This window comes from Methylobacterium sp. WL116 (assembly GCF_008039455.1).
Classification (GTDB): Bacteria; Pseudomonadota; Alphaproteobacteria; order Rhizobiales; family Beijerinckiaceae; genus Methylobacterium.
In genome coordinates this window covers 1-15769 of record NZ_VRUV01000004.1, presented here as the reverse complement: position 1 = coordinate 15769, position 15769 = coordinate 1, and the positions used below count along the sequence as shown (strand labels likewise).

Annotated in this window: 11 protein-coding genes and 1 pseudogene; 11 read left to right on the top strand and 1 reads right to left on the bottom strand. The window is 64.7% G+C overall.

Going from position 1 to position 15769, the window contains the following annotated elements:
- The first annotated feature begins 609 nt into the window (after nt 1–609).
- The 4 genes from FV223_RS01225 to FV223_RS01210 all read left to right on the top strand — a co-directional run bounded on the left by FV223_RS01225 (nt 610) and on the right by FV223_RS01210 (nt 4908).
- Nucleotides 610–1422, top strand: a complete 813-nt coding sequence (locus FV223_RS01225) for a DUF4365 domain-containing protein (protein ID WP_246689568.1) — start codon at nt 610–612, stop codon at nt 1420–1422.
- Nucleotides 1422–1955, top strand: a complete 534-nt coding sequence (locus FV223_RS01220; protein ID WP_147724934.1) for a hypothetical protein — start codon at nt 1422–1424, stop codon at nt 1953–1955. Before FV223_RS01225 ends, FV223_RS01220 begins: the two co-directional genes overlap by 1 nt.
- 1 nt (nt 1956) lies before the next feature.
- Entirely contained in the window at nt 1957–3456 is a 1500-nt protein-coding gene (locus tag FV223_RS01215) for a hypothetical protein (RefSeq protein ID WP_147724932.1), read from the top strand.
- A gap of 318 nt (nt 3457–3774) precedes the next feature.
- Nucleotides 3775–4908, top strand: a complete 1134-nt coding sequence (locus tag FV223_RS01210) for a cupin domain-containing protein (RefSeq protein WP_243989014.1) — start codon at nt 3775–3777, stop codon at nt 4906–4908.
- A gap of 974 nt (nt 4909–5882) precedes the next feature.
- Here the strand turns inward: FV223_RS01210 and FV223_RS01205 are convergent.
- Nucleotides 5883–8096 carry a PAS domain S-box protein gene (locus tag FV223_RS01205; protein ID WP_187276006.1) on the bottom strand — a complete coding sequence of 738 codons (2214 nt, stop codon included), beginning with the start codon at nt 8094–8096 and terminating at the stop codon, nt 5883–5885.
- 354 nt (nt 8097–8450) lie between these two features.
- On the opposite strand from FV223_RS01205, the gene FV223_RS01200 reads away from it, so the two are divergent.
- The 7 genes and pseudogenes from FV223_RS01200 to FV223_RS01170 form a co-directional block, all read left to right on the top strand.
- The gene (locus tag FV223_RS01200) at nt 8451–9623 is read left to right on the top strand and encodes a zinc-dependent alcohol dehydrogenase (RefSeq protein ID WP_147724926.1); all 1173 of its coding nucleotides are present in this window, start codon (nt 8451–8453) and stop codon (nt 9621–9623) included.
- Between the two features lie 117 nt (nt 9624–9740).
- Nucleotides 9741–10298, top strand: a complete 558-nt coding sequence (locus FV223_RS01195) for a cyclase dehydrase (RefSeq protein WP_147724977.1) — start codon at nt 9741–9743, stop codon at nt 10296–10298.
- Nucleotides 10299–10320: 22 nt separating this feature from the next.
- Nucleotides 10321–11418, top strand: a complete 1098-nt coding sequence (locus FV223_RS01190) for a two pore domain potassium channel family protein (RefSeq protein ID WP_147724925.1) — start codon at nt 10321–10323, stop codon at nt 11416–11418.
- Between the two features lie 406 nt (nt 11419–11824).
- The gene (locus FV223_RS01185; RefSeq protein ID WP_246689564.1) at nt 11825–12202 is read left to right on the top strand and encodes an antibiotic biosynthesis monooxygenase; all 378 of its coding nucleotides are present in this window, start codon (nt 11825–11827) and stop codon (nt 12200–12202) included.
- A 124-nt stretch (nt 12203–12326) separates the two neighbouring features.
- Complete coding sequence (locus FV223_RS01180) at nt 12327–12902, top strand: type 1 glutamine amidotransferase domain-containing protein (protein ID WP_147724923.1); 576 nt, start codon at nt 12327–12329, stop codon at nt 12900–12902.
- Nucleotides 12903–12961: 59 nt separating this feature from the next.
- Complete coding sequence (locus FV223_RS01175) at nt 12962–13801, top strand: aldo/keto reductase (protein WP_147724975.1); 840 nt, start codon at nt 12962–12964, stop codon at nt 13799–13801.
- Nucleotides 13802–14679: 878 nt separating this feature from the next.
- Nucleotides 14680–15769: pseudogene (locus FV223_RS01170) on the top strand (excinuclease ABC subunit A); the annotation flags it as partial.

Here is a 15769-nt window from a genome sequence, read left to right as displayed (position 1 = left end):
CAATCCGATGCCGACTTGCGAGTGTGGAACCCACCCCGGATTATGCCGTGTTGCGGATGGACGGCATAAGGCCAACGGCATATGCTCTGTGTCAAGCTATTGAACATACACACGAAAGATGCCGTACCCCTTATATTACTGCGGCAGCACGACCGGCTGTTCGTAGGCGCGGCGGTCGGCGCAGGGGACGTGTAACGGACAGGGAAGTTTGGTTGTGCAAAGGGGATGATTGGTTGCAGCCGATAGGAGAGTTTGGTTGTAGCCGCCCCGCCGAGGCGTAGCCGACAGATCAGCTTGGGTAGGAACACCGGGGGTTCGGAAGCGTGTGACAGGGTGCATTCCCCTGTCGCTCTATCGGGGAAGGCCCACCGTGGGGCCCGAGGCTAGAGCCGGGGTGCGAGGCGATTGGGGCCGAACACCCCGGTCGTAACCGTCCTCAAGCAGTGACAGCGCGGCTTAATGGGGCCGTGCATCGACAGGGCCGGGGAAGGCATATTGCGTCAGTCCCCGGCCCTCCTTGCCCGGGATAATGAAGCACTACGTTTCGTGGCGATTTCGATTGACGAACAAATCGTGAATCTCGGCCGCTGAGGGCCATGCGTCGTGCCGATGGGCGCAACCGGAGCCATATCCATGAACGCTCCCGTCAAGATCGTCGCGAAGTCGAAGCTCTCCGAATGGAGAGGGCTGGACCGCATCAACCTCGTCGTCCACGGCATGAAGTGCATCTGGCGAGAGCAGGAAAAGGACGACGTCGGGATCGATGGGGAGATCGAGCTGTGCAGGCCCCGGGTAGACGGGGACGGCGCCGTGGCCACCGGCAGGATCGTCAAGGTCCAGTCGAAGTCGGGGACGAGCTTCGTCATCCGCGACACCGAGACCAGCTTCGCCTCGCCGATGTTCGAGAAGGACATCCTCTACTGGCGGGGGGTCAACGTCCCGGTCATCTACGTGGTGTTCCACCCGGACGACGACGCGCTCTACTGGAAGGACGTTCAGGCCTACCTGCGGGACAACCCGAACGCGTTGAGGGCCCCGCACCGGATCGAGTTCTCGAAGGCCGACGACCGGTTTGACGAGGCCGCCTATCCCGCACTCCTCGCCCCTTGCGAGGCTGCCCCCGAGCGGGTCTCGACGGAGGTCGGGGAAACCTTGTTCACGAACCTCCTGAGGATCGAGTGCCGCCCCGAGAAGGTGTGGATCGCCCCCGTCGTGCCCCAGAAGCAGTTCGGTTTCCATGACCGCCTGACCGGCATCATTCCCCCGTACGTCTACAAGGGGGGCTGCTCCATACGCTCTCGGACCCGTCGGATCGGAACACCGCGTTCGCGAGCGTCATCGACGCCGGAGGCATCGAGCAGATCGACCTTGAGGAATGGATTTCGCAGGGCCCCGAGTACGAGAACGACCTCGCGCGGTTGATGAACGGCCTGATCCACCGGCACCTGAGGGGGATCGGCCTGAGCTACGCGAAGCGGCCGAGGCGCTACTTCTACGATCGCGGGCTGGCGATGGACGCGCCCATCCAGAAGCGCTGGACCAGCGGCCGGACGGGCCGCCCCCAAAGCCGGACCGTCGCCAAGCACTACGAGTACGGGAAGCTGAAGTTCTTCCGGCACCAGGCCCTGGACTACGGGTTCGAACGGTACGGCGACCTCTGGGCGATCGCCATCAACCCGCGGCTCATGTTCACCACTGACGGCACGCGGCCGTGGGAGGGTGAGGCCGCCCGGTCTTACGCGACCTCGGCGCGGGTCGAGGAATACAACGACGCCTACCTCAACAACAACATCCTGTTCTGGGCCTACCAGATGTCCGGCGGGCAGGAACTGTTCGACCTCAGGATCGGGGACGAGACCGTCGCGCAGGCCGGCGGCCCGCCGATCACTGCGGAGGCGGCCTTCAGCATCCAGAGCAATCCGGTTGCCGCGCGCAAGCGTCCGAAGGGGGAGTGAGATGTCCGTCACCATCGAGTACATCCGCGAGCCGCATCTCGAGTTCGGCGGCCACTTCCTGCATCCGGACAAGAAGACCGGGCTCGCCGAGACCGGTCCCTTCGGCCTTACCGACCCGGCCCTCCACCCGACCCAGATCCGGGTGGGCATCGTCGGGACCCGGGCGACCGCTGAGCTCTGCGAACGCTGGGTGGACGAGTGCAGGCACCGCATCGAGACCAACAAGACCCAGAAGCGGACGGCGCCTCCCGGTTCACCATCCCTCCTTGAGGCGTCCGACGAGGAGGTCACGATCGAGGCCTTGGTCAAGAGCCTGACGCCGGACTTCGTCGGCATGTCGGGGGAGACCAGCTTTGCCACCCAGATCCTCACGGCCGAGCGGCGGCGCTCCACGTTCCAGGACCGCGAGGGCCGCCTGATCGCGGATGGCACCAACGCGATCCAGCGGGTCGAGCGGGCGACCGACCTCCTCGCCGAGCACATCGAGCGCATCGCGACGGTCTCGCCCGCGCCGGACGTCATCCTCGTGGCGATGCCGGAGGTCCTTCTCGAAGGCTCGTCGACCGCCCAGCTCAACAACGGTGGCTGGCTCAACCTGCGACGTGGCCTGAAGGCGCGGAGCATGAAGTGGGGCGTGCCGATCCAGATCCTGCGGGAGGACACCCTGAGCGGGAAGAAGCCCTCCCTGCAGGACCGGGCGACGCGCGCCTGGAACTTCGCCACAGCGCTGTACTTCAAGGGCGGCGGCGTTCCCTGGAGGGGCCACGGCCTCGGCGCCGACACCTGCTACGTCGGCGTCACTTTCTACAAGGCCGAGGATGCGGGCGGCCGGATCGTGATGCGGACCGGCGTCGCCCAAGCCTTCGACTACCTGGGTCAGGGGGTCGTCCTACGTGGCGATCCCTTCGAGTGGGATGTCGAGGAGCACAGCAAGACCCCGCACCTCACCCACACCGGCGCATCCGATCTGATGCGCAAGGTCCTGACCGAGTACAAGAAGATCAGCCGCCTGCCGCCCAAGCGCGTCGTCGTCCACAAGAGCTCCCGCTTCTGGGGGCCGGAGCACCGCGAGTTCAACGAGCTGGAGGGCTTCTTCGAGGGGATCTACGTCGTGAACCCGCTGGCCGAGGTGGACCTTGTGACCCTCGACCGGAGCCGAGTGCGGCTGGCTCGGATCGGACGCTACCCGCCGGTCCGGGGTACCTTCGCGATGGTCGATGACGCCTACCCCATCCTCTACACCCACGGTTTCACGCCGTACTTCGACACCTACCCGGGCGTCCACGTCCCGGAACCCTGGACCATCCTGGAGAAGTACGGCGACAGTGGGCCGCGCGAGCTCGCCACCGAGATCCTCGCCTTGACGAAGATGAACGTGAACAACGCTGCCTTCTCCGATGGCGTGCCGATCACGATGGCCTTTTCGAGAAAGGTCAGCGAGGTGCTGAAGCAGGTCAGCCCGGAGATGACCGTACGGTCCGAGTACAAGTTTTACATGTGAGCCTCCGGCGAGGCCGTTTCGCGCGTCCGTAATCGGTGTCGGGTTGATTGAAATCAGCTCTTCCGCTGACCACTCATACCGGCCGCTTGCACCATGCCGGACATTTCCCGAAAACAGCCATACGGTACGCCGGCACGTTCGATCCCTCGTAATCATCCATCACGACTACGTGAGTTTTTGGCATACAAAATTTCACGTAGTCCAGCGCAGCAAAGACCCAGCTCTCTCGGGTTTGCTGTAGCCAGATTTGGGACACAAACGATGGACGCTAACCGACGCGCGTTTCTGGGAACCGCCGCCCTCGGAGCCGGTGGCCTAATGGCGCTGACGCAGCAGGCTGCTGCAGCAACAACGGATCACGGCGCGCCGGGCGCGGGCGGCTTCGGCCGTGACGTTCAGCAGCTCCCCCCGGGCGCGCAAGTCGCCTACCACGACCCTAAGGATGTCGGCGCCATGCCCGATTTCCATTTTTCCCTCGACGGCAACGTCCCGAAAGTCACGTCGGGCGGGTGGGCCAAGGAAGCGACCGTTCACCAGTTCCCCATCAGCAAGGGGATCGCGGGCGTCCATATGTTCCTTGATCCCGGCGCCTCGCGCGAGCTGCACTGGCACGCCATCGCCGCCGAGTGGGCCTACGTGATTGACGGCCGCTGCCAGACGGTTGTGCTCGATCCGTCAGGGGCGAGCGAAATCAACAACTACGAGCCAGGCGACCTCTGGTTCTTCCCGAAGGGCCACGGTCACTCGATCCAGACGATCGGCGACAAGCCCTGCCACTTCATCCTATCGTTCGACAATGGCGCCTTCTCAGAGCACGGCACCTTCTCGATTACCGACTGGGTCGACGTGTCCCCGAAGGACATGCTGGCGGAGAATTTTGGGCTGCCGAAGGAAGCGCTCAACGCCTTCCCGAAGGGCGAGGCCTACATCCAAGCCGGACCGGTCATCCCGCTCTCCCAGGCGCTCGATGCGCCTTGGCCGAAGGAATCCACCCACAAGTTCCGGCTCCTGAAGGACCCGCGCGCCGTGCGCGAGTTCGACGGCGGGACCTTCCGTCTTGCGACCGTCGACGAGTGGCCGGTTTCCAAGTCGATGTCGGGCGGCGTCATGACCATTCGCCCCGGCCAGATGCGTAAATTCCATTGGAACGTGAATGCCAACGAGTGGCACTTCTACCTGAAGGGTAAGGGCCAGGTGGCGCTGTTCGGCTCGGGCGGTCGCGGCAAGGTCGCAGAGTTCAATCCGGGCGATGTGGCCTACATCCCGATGGGCTTCGGCCACGCGATCAAGAATGTCGGCGACGAGGATCTGGAGATCATCCAGACTTGGGACAACGGCAAGTTCGAGGAGATCGACCTCGATGCCTGGATCAAGGCCAGCCCGAACTATCTGGTGTCCAACAACTTCGCCGGCGTGCCGACCGAGACGATCACGAAGCTGAAGCAGAGCTGATCGAAATCCTAATATCGACTGGAAGGGTGAGGTTCTGATGTAAAACCTCACCCTTCATAAATTAAGACAACCTGCTGTACCGGATTATCATATAAGACGTATGATTATACCGTTTAGCCGCCCGAAAGCAGACCGGAAGAAATCCACCCATCTTAATCGTAGAACAGACGGACGGGACATGACCTAACGCAGTCTTTCGCGTTCCCCGACGCGATGTGCAGAAGCAGACACATGGCGAGACACTCTGATCCACTGCCACTGGCTAATACAGACCTTCGTGTTCGGAATGGCGTCTCATCGAAGCGAGTTTGTCTACCAAGGCCGCTTTCGCTTCGAGCGGTTCAGAAACTATTTCGATGCAGGCGGAGCATGTCGGCGATCGTGCGCCCATAAGCTATCAACACGACAGCCGGGGGAACAGGTCTGAGCCAATAAGCAGCGCATGCCTACGGCAGATGGGGCCTTTTCAAAAACACGGCGACCTTGTTCTCCCTCGTTGTCCCTGGACACATGTTCGCCGCTGGGTTGCCGAAGAAGGAGCCGCCGCCTCTGCCGTATGTAGCTTCCCTCAGGGAGCTACCGGGTAGCGTTTGCCTTGGCAGAATGCCTTCTTGACTGATCAGGGGAGGCACGAATGAAAGGCGGTATACATCGGCGGTCTTCGGCTGGTCGGACACCGGGGATTTGGGAGGGCTCGTACCTCGAACGAATGGACCCCAACGCTGCGGTCTTCACCCCCGATATTGTCAAAGCGATGTGCGAAGGGTTCGATCTGGCTTGGACCTCGATGCTCGCTGCCAACCTCGTTTGCGCGGCTGATCGCTTCGCAACGGAGACACGACGTCAGCTCGCGATTGCGATCGTCGAATCTGCCTGCCGGGGCACATGCGATCGCCATCGGCTGAGCGAAAATGCTCTTAGAAGCTTCTTCCCCCTGGGGCTGCCAGGGCTGGCCGAACAGGATCGGAACGATCCTAGGTAGGCTTTTGCTGATCGCGACCGGCGCAGCCTGACGGAACAATCCCTGCGGCCAGCGCGGTCTGAAGCAAGTCCGTCAGGCTGGCCGCGTTGAGGCGGTTCATGACTTGGGCGCGGTGCAGTTCCACCGTGCGGGGGCTGATACCGAGGTGCTGGCCGATCGTCTTGTTGGTTCCACCGTCGACGAGGCCGACGAGGACCTGGCGTTCTCGAGGCGTCAACCGCACCAACCGCGCCGCGGCGCTCTCATCGGATGTCGTCGGCCGGGCGTCACTGTGACACTCGGATATCGCGATCAGCAGCGCGGATTGCGGTGCATCCTCATCGCTCAAGCTCACGAAGTCGACGGCGCCAGCCTTCATGGCGGCGACCGCCGAGGCGACATCTGCCGTGGGCGAACCGAGCGCGATGGTCGTCAACGCGATGGAACGCGCCTTCAGTTCCCGCGGGATCGCAAGGCATTCATTCCTCGACTGCCGGACGTCGACAAGCACGCAACCCGGCGTGAGGACCGGGGCCATGTCGAGGAAAGCCGATGCGCTGTCGAAGGTTCGGACACGATATTCGAGGCTCCGAACCAGGTTTGCGAGCCGTCGCGCCTCACCGATTTTCGTGCTGACGATGTAGAGTTGATGCTCGTCCTGGTTCGATAGATCGGCGGTGATCCCGCCCAATCGATAGACTGTACCGTTCTCGTCCCGGATCGGAAAGCTGGTCTCGCGCAGCCAGCGGATCGCGCCGTCCCCGGGACGGATGATCCGGTACTCGAACTGCACCGCCTCACCGGCTCGGACAAGCCCGAGCGACCGTTCGACCTGTTGCCGATCGGCGGGGTGGACATCTTTGATCCATTCACTGAACGCGGTCGGCCCTTCCGCGCACGGCACGCCCCAGATCCGCTCGAAGGCGGCACTACGATAGACGATCTTTCCCGCTTCCGGATCGCTGATCCAGAGGAGGCTCCGGCTGTGCTCGGCAAAGCTACGGAACTGGGCCTCGCTGGCCCGGACAGACGTTTCGACATGGCGTTGTGCTGTGACGTCGATCACGGCGCCAATGAACGCGACGGCGCGACCATCCGCGAACGTGGTCCGGCCGGACGTCGCGACATGGCGGGGTTGGCCACCTGTGCGCCCGATCAGCCGATATTCGATGCTGTAGCTGCCGTCCCCGGCCGGATCGATGGCGGCAGCGATGGCATCTTGGACGCGAGCGCGGTCATCCGGGTGGATTCCGGCTTCGAAGACACCGGTGTCGACGGGCGCAGGCGCCGGGACGCCCCACATTTCGCGCACGCGCTGGTCCCAGGTGTGGACACCGGTAGACGGATCCCACGTGTAGACGCCGAGACCGACGAGATCAGTCGCGATCCTGAGGCGCGCCTCGCTTCGCTTAAGCTCCTCCGCCATGACGCGGCGCTCGCTCGTATCCCGAGAAACACCGACGACCAGCTCGATCGCGCCGTCCTCCGCGTGCACCGGCCCCCATAGAAAGTCGAAGTAGGCACCGTAACCCGTGGGGCTCCGGTAGTAGACTTCGCCCTGCGTCGTCACGCCGTCGTTCAGGACGCGGTCGATGTGGCCGTCGAGCTCCTCGGCCAGCTCGGGTGGGTAGTCGAGGTCCGCGAAGGTTCTACCCAGCATCTCGTCGGAGGACAGGCCGAACAAGGTCAGCATGGCCGCATTCGCGTAGGCGAAGCGTTTTTCGGGATCGAAGGCGTAGACGAAATCGGGAATCGAAGAGAGCGTTGTCTCGAGGAAGCGGGACTGGCTCGCCAGTTCCGCCGACGCGGCGTCGGCTCGCTGCGTGGCCCGCTTGAGATCGTCGATGTCCTGCACGACGAGGACGACGATTGCTTCGCCTCCGCCGCGGACGGGCGCTGCGCCGACGCGGATCCAGCGTTCCGACCCATCCTTCCCGCGATGGAGAAAATCGATACCCGGCAAGACCGTCTCGCCGCGTAAGGCCCGGTTGCCCGGGTAGCGATCGGGCGTGATCGGCCCGTCATCGCCCTCGTACCCCCGCCAGCGATCCATCTGAGTCGGATCGCGCGACGCCTGCCCGATCAGCCCGACGTAAGGGTGCATGAGCGCGTTGGAATGAACGAGATGCCCGTGATGGTCATAGATGCCGAGGCCGAGGGGCAGGGTGTCCAGGATCGATGCAAGCAGGGGACTTTGATCGCGAAGCGCTCGCTCGAGGGTCGCCATCGGCCCAGCTTCTGATCGTGAACGACTCGCCATGACATCCGCCCCCTTTAAGTCACAACGGGCTGATGTTCAGAATTTTTCTTCAGTACCCATGCGTATCGCACGTCTTCTGCTTTCGCGCGATAGTCGAATAGACGATCGGCATCGATGAAAATTCCAGCGCCGGCACGACATCGTCGATGCGGTCGTGCCTGTTCCCGGGGCACGGCCCGGAGCCGCAACAGGTAGGCCCGGCTCGACCGGGTGAGGCTGCTCCACGAGCCGCGACTCGGGAACCTCCCTAGGGATCATCCGGATAGCTCGCCGCTCGCGCGCCGGAGATGAATTGTCACCGACGCTTCCGAGGAGATCACCATGAGAGCTCTGGTCTGGCACGGCACGCAAGACATTCGATGCGATACGGTTCCAGACCCGACGATCGAGGACGACCGGGACGCGATCATCAAGGTCACCGCTTGTGCGATCTGCGGCTCGGACCTGCACCTCTACGACCACTTCATGCCCGGCATGGAGAAGGGCGACGTCATGGGCCACGAGTTCATGGGCGAGGTCGTCGAGACGGGGAAGGGCGTCGGCGGCAGCTTGCGCAAGGGCGAACGGGTGGTGATCCCGTTTACGATCATCTGCGGCCAGTGCGACCAGTGCAGGCGCGGTTTCTTCTCGGTCTGCGAACGCTCGAACCGCAACAAGCACTTGGCCGAAAAGGCCTTCGGGCACACCACGGCGGGCCTTTTCGGCTACACCCACCTCACCGGCGGCTACCAGGGCGGCCAGGCCGAGTACGTCCGCGTGCCCTTCGCCGACAAGACCCATATCAAGGTGCCGGAGGGGCTCGGCGACGAGCAGGTTCTGTTCCTCGGCGACATCTTTCCCACCGGCTGGCAGGCGGCGGTGCAGGCCGACATCCAGCCGACCGACACGGTAGCGATCTGGGGCGCCGGTCCGGTCGGTCAGATGACGATCCGCTCGGCGATCCTGCTCGGCGCCAAGCGGGTGGTATGCATCGACAGCGTGCCCGAGCGCTTGGAGATGGCTCGGGCGGGCGGAGCGATCACCATCGACAATGCCCAGGAGAGCGTGGTCGAGCGCCTCAACGAGTTGACCGGCGGCAAGGGGCCGGAGAAGTGCATCGATGCTGTCGGCATGGAGGCCCATTCACCGCGTGCGCTCGAACAGGCCTACGACCGCGTCAAGCAGGCGGTGATGCTGGAGAGCGACCGTGCCAGCGTTCTGCGAGAGATGATTTACGTCTGCCGTCCCGCCGGGATCCTCTCGATCCCCGGCGTCTATGGCGGCCTCGTCGACAAGATGCCGATGGGGGCCCTGATGAACAAGGGCCTCACCGTCCGCACCGGCCAGACGCACGTAAATCGCTGGACCGACGACCTCGTGAAGCGCATCGCCGACGGACAGATCGACCCCTCCTTCGTCATCACCCATCGGGCGGGGCTCGAACAGGGACCGGAGATGTACAAGACCTTCCGCGACAAGAAGGACAACTGCATCAAGGTCGTGCTCCGGCCGTAACTGGTGCCGTAGCGCGCCGCGCTGCGGCGGCTTTGCCGCTTCGCCCCCGTGTCCACCGAGGAAGCCAGCATGTCCGAGTCCACGTACCCACGCGACCGGGGCCGCCCACGCGCGCAGATGCCCTTGCCGAACTATCTCGGTGCGGACCCGCGCCGCAGGCCGGATCCCGGAACACGGGTCCTCGCCCAAGGTCTCGGCTGGTTCTCGATCGGTCTGGGTCTGACCGAGTTGGCGTATGGCGGCGCCATAGCTCGCTGGCTCGGCATGCCGCGCGCGGCTCCGGTCATTCATGCCTATGGCGTGCGCGAACTCCTCCAAGGAGCCGGAATTCTGGGCTCCAGCGATCCGCCCCCCTGGATCTCGGCACGCGTCGCGGGGGACGCGCTCGACATCGCCACGGTCCTGCCCGGGCTCGAGGATCCCAATCCCCGCAAGCACAATGTGTTGCTCGCACTTGGTGCCTTGATCGGGGTCACGGCGGTCGATGTGATCTGTGCGCAGAGTCTCGCGAAAGCGCCCCTCGAACCGTCTCAGAAAGTCCGTCAGGACTACCGTCGGCGCAGTGGCTTTCGACAGCGCGCCGAAGCGATGCGGGGTGCGGCACGCGACTTCACGCCCCCGCCCGACATCATCGGTCCGGAGGCGATGCGTCCCTGGAGATCGGCCAAAGCCTGAACGCAACGGAAGGGTAGGCCAGATGCTTCCTGTTCTCGAACAGGTGTCGGGCGCGCTCGTGATGGGGCTCGTCCTCGCCGACGTCTTCCTGACCGTCCTCTACGCACGCATCGGAACGGGCTTGTTCGCGGACCGGGTGGCCCATCTCGTCTGGGCGATCTTCCGCCGTGCTGACGATCTCTTCGCAAAGCGGCGGGGTGCGGTGCTCTCCGCCTGCGGCCCGGTCATCCTCATCGTCTACGTTCTCTTCTGGTCGATGGGGCTGACCCTCGGAGCCGGCCTCATCATCCACCCGGCATTGGGAACGGCCGTTCGGGCGAGCGGTGGCGAAACCCCGGCCGACTTCGTGACCGCCCTGTACGCGGGCGGCAGCAGCATCGCGATTGTGGGGGCGAGCGACTTCAAACCGGCCACGGACGCCTACCGGGTCCTCTACCTCGTCAACTCGCTCATCGGGATGTCGGTGACGTCGCTGGTCCTGACCTACGTGATGCAGGTCTACACATCGCTTCGACAGCGCAATGCTCTCGGCCTGAAGCTGCATCTGCTGGCGGCTGAGACCTCGGATGCGGCCGAACTCCTGGTACGTCTCGGGCCCAGAGGACAGTTCAGTTCCGGATACACCCACCTAGCCGATGTCGCCGGGTCCCTCGCCGAAATGAAGGAGGCGCATCACTTCTATCCGGTGCTGTTCTACTTCCGCTTCCGGCAGCCCTTCTATTCCGTCTCGGCGCAGGCGTTCATCGCGCTCGACACGGTGTCGCTGATCCGAAGCGGAATTGTGGATCGTCAGGCCGCATGGCTCAAGGAGAGCGCTGCTGTCGATGCGATCTGGCGCGTCGCCATGCTGCTTGTCATCACCCTCGAATTGACGTTCCTGCCCGGGGATCTGCCAGCGCCCGCCGACGCAAACTGTACCGAGCGCGAGGCATGGCGTACCCGCTACGCAGCGGCCGTCGGCCGGCTGTCGGAAGCCGGCGTCGAGCCGACACCGGGTGGGCCGGGTCCAGAGACCTATGTCGCGTTGCGGGCACGTTGGCAGCCACACATCGCACGACTGGCCCCTGCGATGGCCTACCACATCGAAGAGTTCAGACCCGGGAGGGAGCCGCGACCCTGAAACGCTTCGTCCGAGCGTATCAAAAACGGCGCTCGCACGCGCTCCCTGTTGCTGGTCTGTCAGCTTCGTCGAACGCGCTCTCGGGAGCCGCTGCTTCGCCTTGGAGAAATTGCACTGGAAGCGCTGACTTTGGCCGAGCGTCTTGATCTGCGAAAACCGGTCGTGTCCCAGCTCCATTAATCGTTTCGACTGCCGGACGGGCATCGCTATTTTGTAAATCTGGAAACTCGGCTGCGTTTGAGGAAGTTTTGAGCCTGGCTACGGACAACACCTTAGGACTCTACCGGATGAGGCAATCGCGGAATGCATGACACGCTTCTCATCGAGCCCACGGCTTCAGGTTGGAAAAGCCATCTAATGTCCCGGGGCTGTAACGACCAATCCTCGCACTCGAAGGAAGCCAGCCATGGTGACCAAAGCGCTCTTCGTACGACTGGAAGCGAAGCCCGGAAGTGAGGCCGATGTGGAAAGTTTTCTGCGCGGCGGTCTTTCGATTGTCGAGCAGGAGCCGGCGACGACAGCTTGGTTCGCCGTTCGAATCGGACTGTCGACCTTTGGAATCTTTGACGCCTTCCCCGACGAGGCGGGCCGGCAGGCCCATCTTTCCGGCGGCGTCGCGCAGGCGCTGAAGGCAGAGGCGTCCGAACTGTTCTCCGAGCCACCTTCGATCCAGGAAATCGACGTGCTCGCCTCGAAGCTTCCTCGGTGGCGGGGGCCGGTGCCCCATGGATCACAGACCGACGCCGGGAATGCGCTCATGCTGGCCGAAGGAACTACGATTTGAGCGTTCAGCCGTTCAGGTCCGGCGTCGCCTCAAAGGGCCCGCCCGTTACTCGAGCGGGCCGCAGTGTCCGAGCGGGCGGTGAGGACCGTCCCGAATCCAATCCTTGTCGAACGGAGAGCGGAACATGACTTCTGAAACCCTCGACGACCTGAAGGTCGCGATCCTGGTGACGGACGGCTTCGAGCAGATCGAGATGACCGATCCGCGCAAGGCCGTCGACGAGGCAGGCGCCGAGACCCGGCTCGTGTCGCCCAAGGACGGTCGGGTGAAGGCCTGGAACTTCACGGATTGGGGCGACACCTTCCCGGTGGACATGCCCCTCGACAGCGCCCGGTCCGAGGACTTTGACGCGCTCCTGCTGCCGGGTGGCGTCATCAACCCCGACATGCTCCGCGCGCTGCCCGAGGCGATCGCGTTCGTGAAGGCCTTCTTCGACGCCCGCAAGCCCATGGCCTCGATCTGCCATGGCCCCTGGACCATCATCGAGGCGGACGCCGCACGCGGACGGCGCCTGACCTCCTGGCCGTCGCTGATGACCGACCTCAAGAACGCCGGGGCGGAGTGGGTGGATCAGGAGGTCGTCGTCGATCAGGGCTTCGTCACCAGTCGCAAACCCGACGACATCCCGGCCTTCCACCCGGAGGTGATCAGGCTGTTCGCGAGCGCACGCGGACCGTCGCGACAGGCAGCCGCCCAATGAAACCGAAAGCCGCGGTCGACGCTGCGCAGCAAACGCCTTCTCCGTCGGGACCGAAGATCATGGAGCGGCGTCCGTTCGGTCCTGTGCCACGCGAGATTGCGGTGATCGGCCAGGGAACCTGGTACATTGACGACGCGCACCGACCCACCGCTGTCGCGACCCTGCGGCGGGGTCTCGACCTCGGCATGACCCACATCGACACGGCCGAGATGTACGGCGACGCCGAGACCGTGGTCGGCGAGGCTATTGCTGAACGGCGCGAGGAAGTTTTCCTTGTCTCCAAGGTACTCCCCAGCAACGCGACGCGCGCGGGGACCGTGGCGGCCTGCGAGCGCTCGCTCGCGCGCCTGCGCACCGACAGGCTGGATTGTTACCTCCTGCACTGGCCCGGTCCGCACCCACTGGAGGACACCTTCGCCGGCTTCGAGCGGCTTCGCGAGCAGGGCAAGATCCTGTCCTGGGGGGTGAGCAACTTCGACGTGCCCGACCTCAATGCCGCTTGGAAAGCCGGTGGCGAGGGCCGGATAGCCTGCAACCAGGTCCTCTATCACCTCCAAGAGCGTGCCATCGAGCACACGGTACTGCCGTGGTGTGAGGAGCACGGTATCGCCACGGTCGCTTACAGCCCATTCGGCCATGGCAGCTTTCCCGGCCCGTACACGTCGGGGTACCGCGTCTTGGGGGAGATCGCGTCCAGCCACGGCGCGACCGCGCGTCAAGTGGCGCTCCGCTTCCTGGTGCGGCGACCGTCGTTGCTCACGATCCCCAAGGCGTCTAGCCCCGAGCACGTCGCCGACAACGCGGCCGCCGCCGCGCTGCAGCTGACGGAAGCCGAACTTGCCCGGATCGACGCGGCATTCCCGCTCGGCTCCCGGCCAGGCCGGCTTCCCATGCTGTAGGGCCCATGAAAATCCGCTGCAGCCGGAAAGAACGGATCGGGATGCGCGCTTCGGAGCAAGTGTTCGGCGCGGTCGTGATGCTGACTGTCCTCTTCGACGTGTTCCTGAGGGGGCTTCACGCCCGTATCGGAACGGGCATCCTCAGCCCCAAGCTCACGCGGCTGACGTGGCGGCTGTTCCGAGGTCCACCGGCCGGACTACGGGCCGATGGTGTTGGCCTTCCACGGGCCGGCAATCCTCCTGCTGCTGGCCTTGACGCGGTCGGGGCTCCTCGCGTCCGACGCTGGATTGATTATGCAGCCCGAACGCAGCACCGGCGTCCGGGCCAGCCGCGGTGAGACGCCCACGGACCTCGTTACCGCCCTCTACCCCGGCGGCAGCAGCCTTCTCCATCATCGGCGCGAGCGATTTCGCGCCGCATACAGCGGCCATCAAAACGCAGCCCTCCAAGCGTCGCCCAAGGCGGCCCACCACAGACGTTTGTCGTTCACTGGCAATGCGGTTGTGCTGCCGGGGCTGTTTCCTAGCCGAGTGTACGGGATCTTTTCCGACTCAAGCCGTGCAAACACTCCTTTGGCCATATCCTGAATTTCCAAGAAATCACCATCTGGCAAAACTTACCCGCTTGCCGAGGATGAAAACGGCGGATTTCGCTTGAACCGCCTGCGTGCATCCCGAGCGATCGACTAGTGCTCTGACGCCGACAAAACGTGCACAAGGCAGCGAAGTTTTCGAGGCCACAAGCGAATTAGAGGACAGGCCGGTAGCCCATTCGTCGGCGTCTGTGCACTAGCGCGTGGTTCCCGCGCTGCTGAACCCCTCGTCGGCGCGGCAACGGCCGGTGCCCGCCAAGAACTGACGCGTCGAGAGGATGTACCATGGACCAGCCGAAGCCGAGAGAACCGGCCAGGATTGCTCGATCCGGCGCGGGACGGCCGGGCTACGTCACGGTGAAGGGCGCACGCGAGCACAACCTGCGCGACGTCGACGTGGAGCTGCCGCGCGACGCCCTCGTGGTGTTCACCGGCATCTCCGGCTCCGGCAAGTCCTCACTCGCCTTCGGCACCCTCTATGCCGAGGCCCAGCGGCGCTACTTCGAGTCGGTCGCACCCTATGCGCGGCGGATGATCGACCAGGTCGGGGTGCCCGACGTCGACGCCATCGAGGGGCTGCCCCCCGCCGTCGCCCTGCAGCAGCAGCGCGGCACGCCCAGCGCCCGCTCCTCGGTCGGCAGCGTCACCACCCTGTCGAGCCTCGTGCGGATGATGTACTCGCGCGCCGGCACCTATCCGCCGGGCCAGCCGATGCTCTACGCGGAGGACTTCTCGCCCAACACGCCCCAGGGGGCCTGCCCGTCCTGCGGCGGGCTCGGACGGATCTACCGGGCGACGGAAGCCTCGATGGTGCCCGACCCTTCGCTGACGATCCGCGAGCGGGCCGTCGCTGCCTGGCCGCAGGCCTGGGGCGGGCAGAACCTGCGCGACATCCTGGTCAGCCGAGGCATCGACGTCGACACGCCCTGGAAGGATCTGCCGCGGGCCGTTCGCGACTGGATCCTGTTCACCGACGACCAGCCGCAGGAGCCGGTCTATGCCGGCCTCTCGCCGGAGCAGACGCAGGCGGCCCGTCGGCGTCGCCTGGAGCCGAGCTACATGGGCACGTTCACGAGCGCCCGCCGCCACGTGCTCGGCACCTTCACCAACTCGCAGAGCGCCCTCATGCGCCGCCGCGCCGCGCGCTACCTCGTCAGCAAGGATTGCCCCGCCTGCCACGGCAAGCGCCTGAAGCCGGAGGCGCTCTCGGTCACCTTCGCCGGGCTGGACATCGGCGAGCTGTCGCGCATGACGCTCTCCGAGCTCGCCGAGGCGATGCGGCCGGCGGCCGAGGACAGGCTGCCCGACGACCGCCCCGCCAAGGATGCCGCCCAGGAGACCCTCGACCGCGAAGCCGCCCGACGGGATCGCGCCC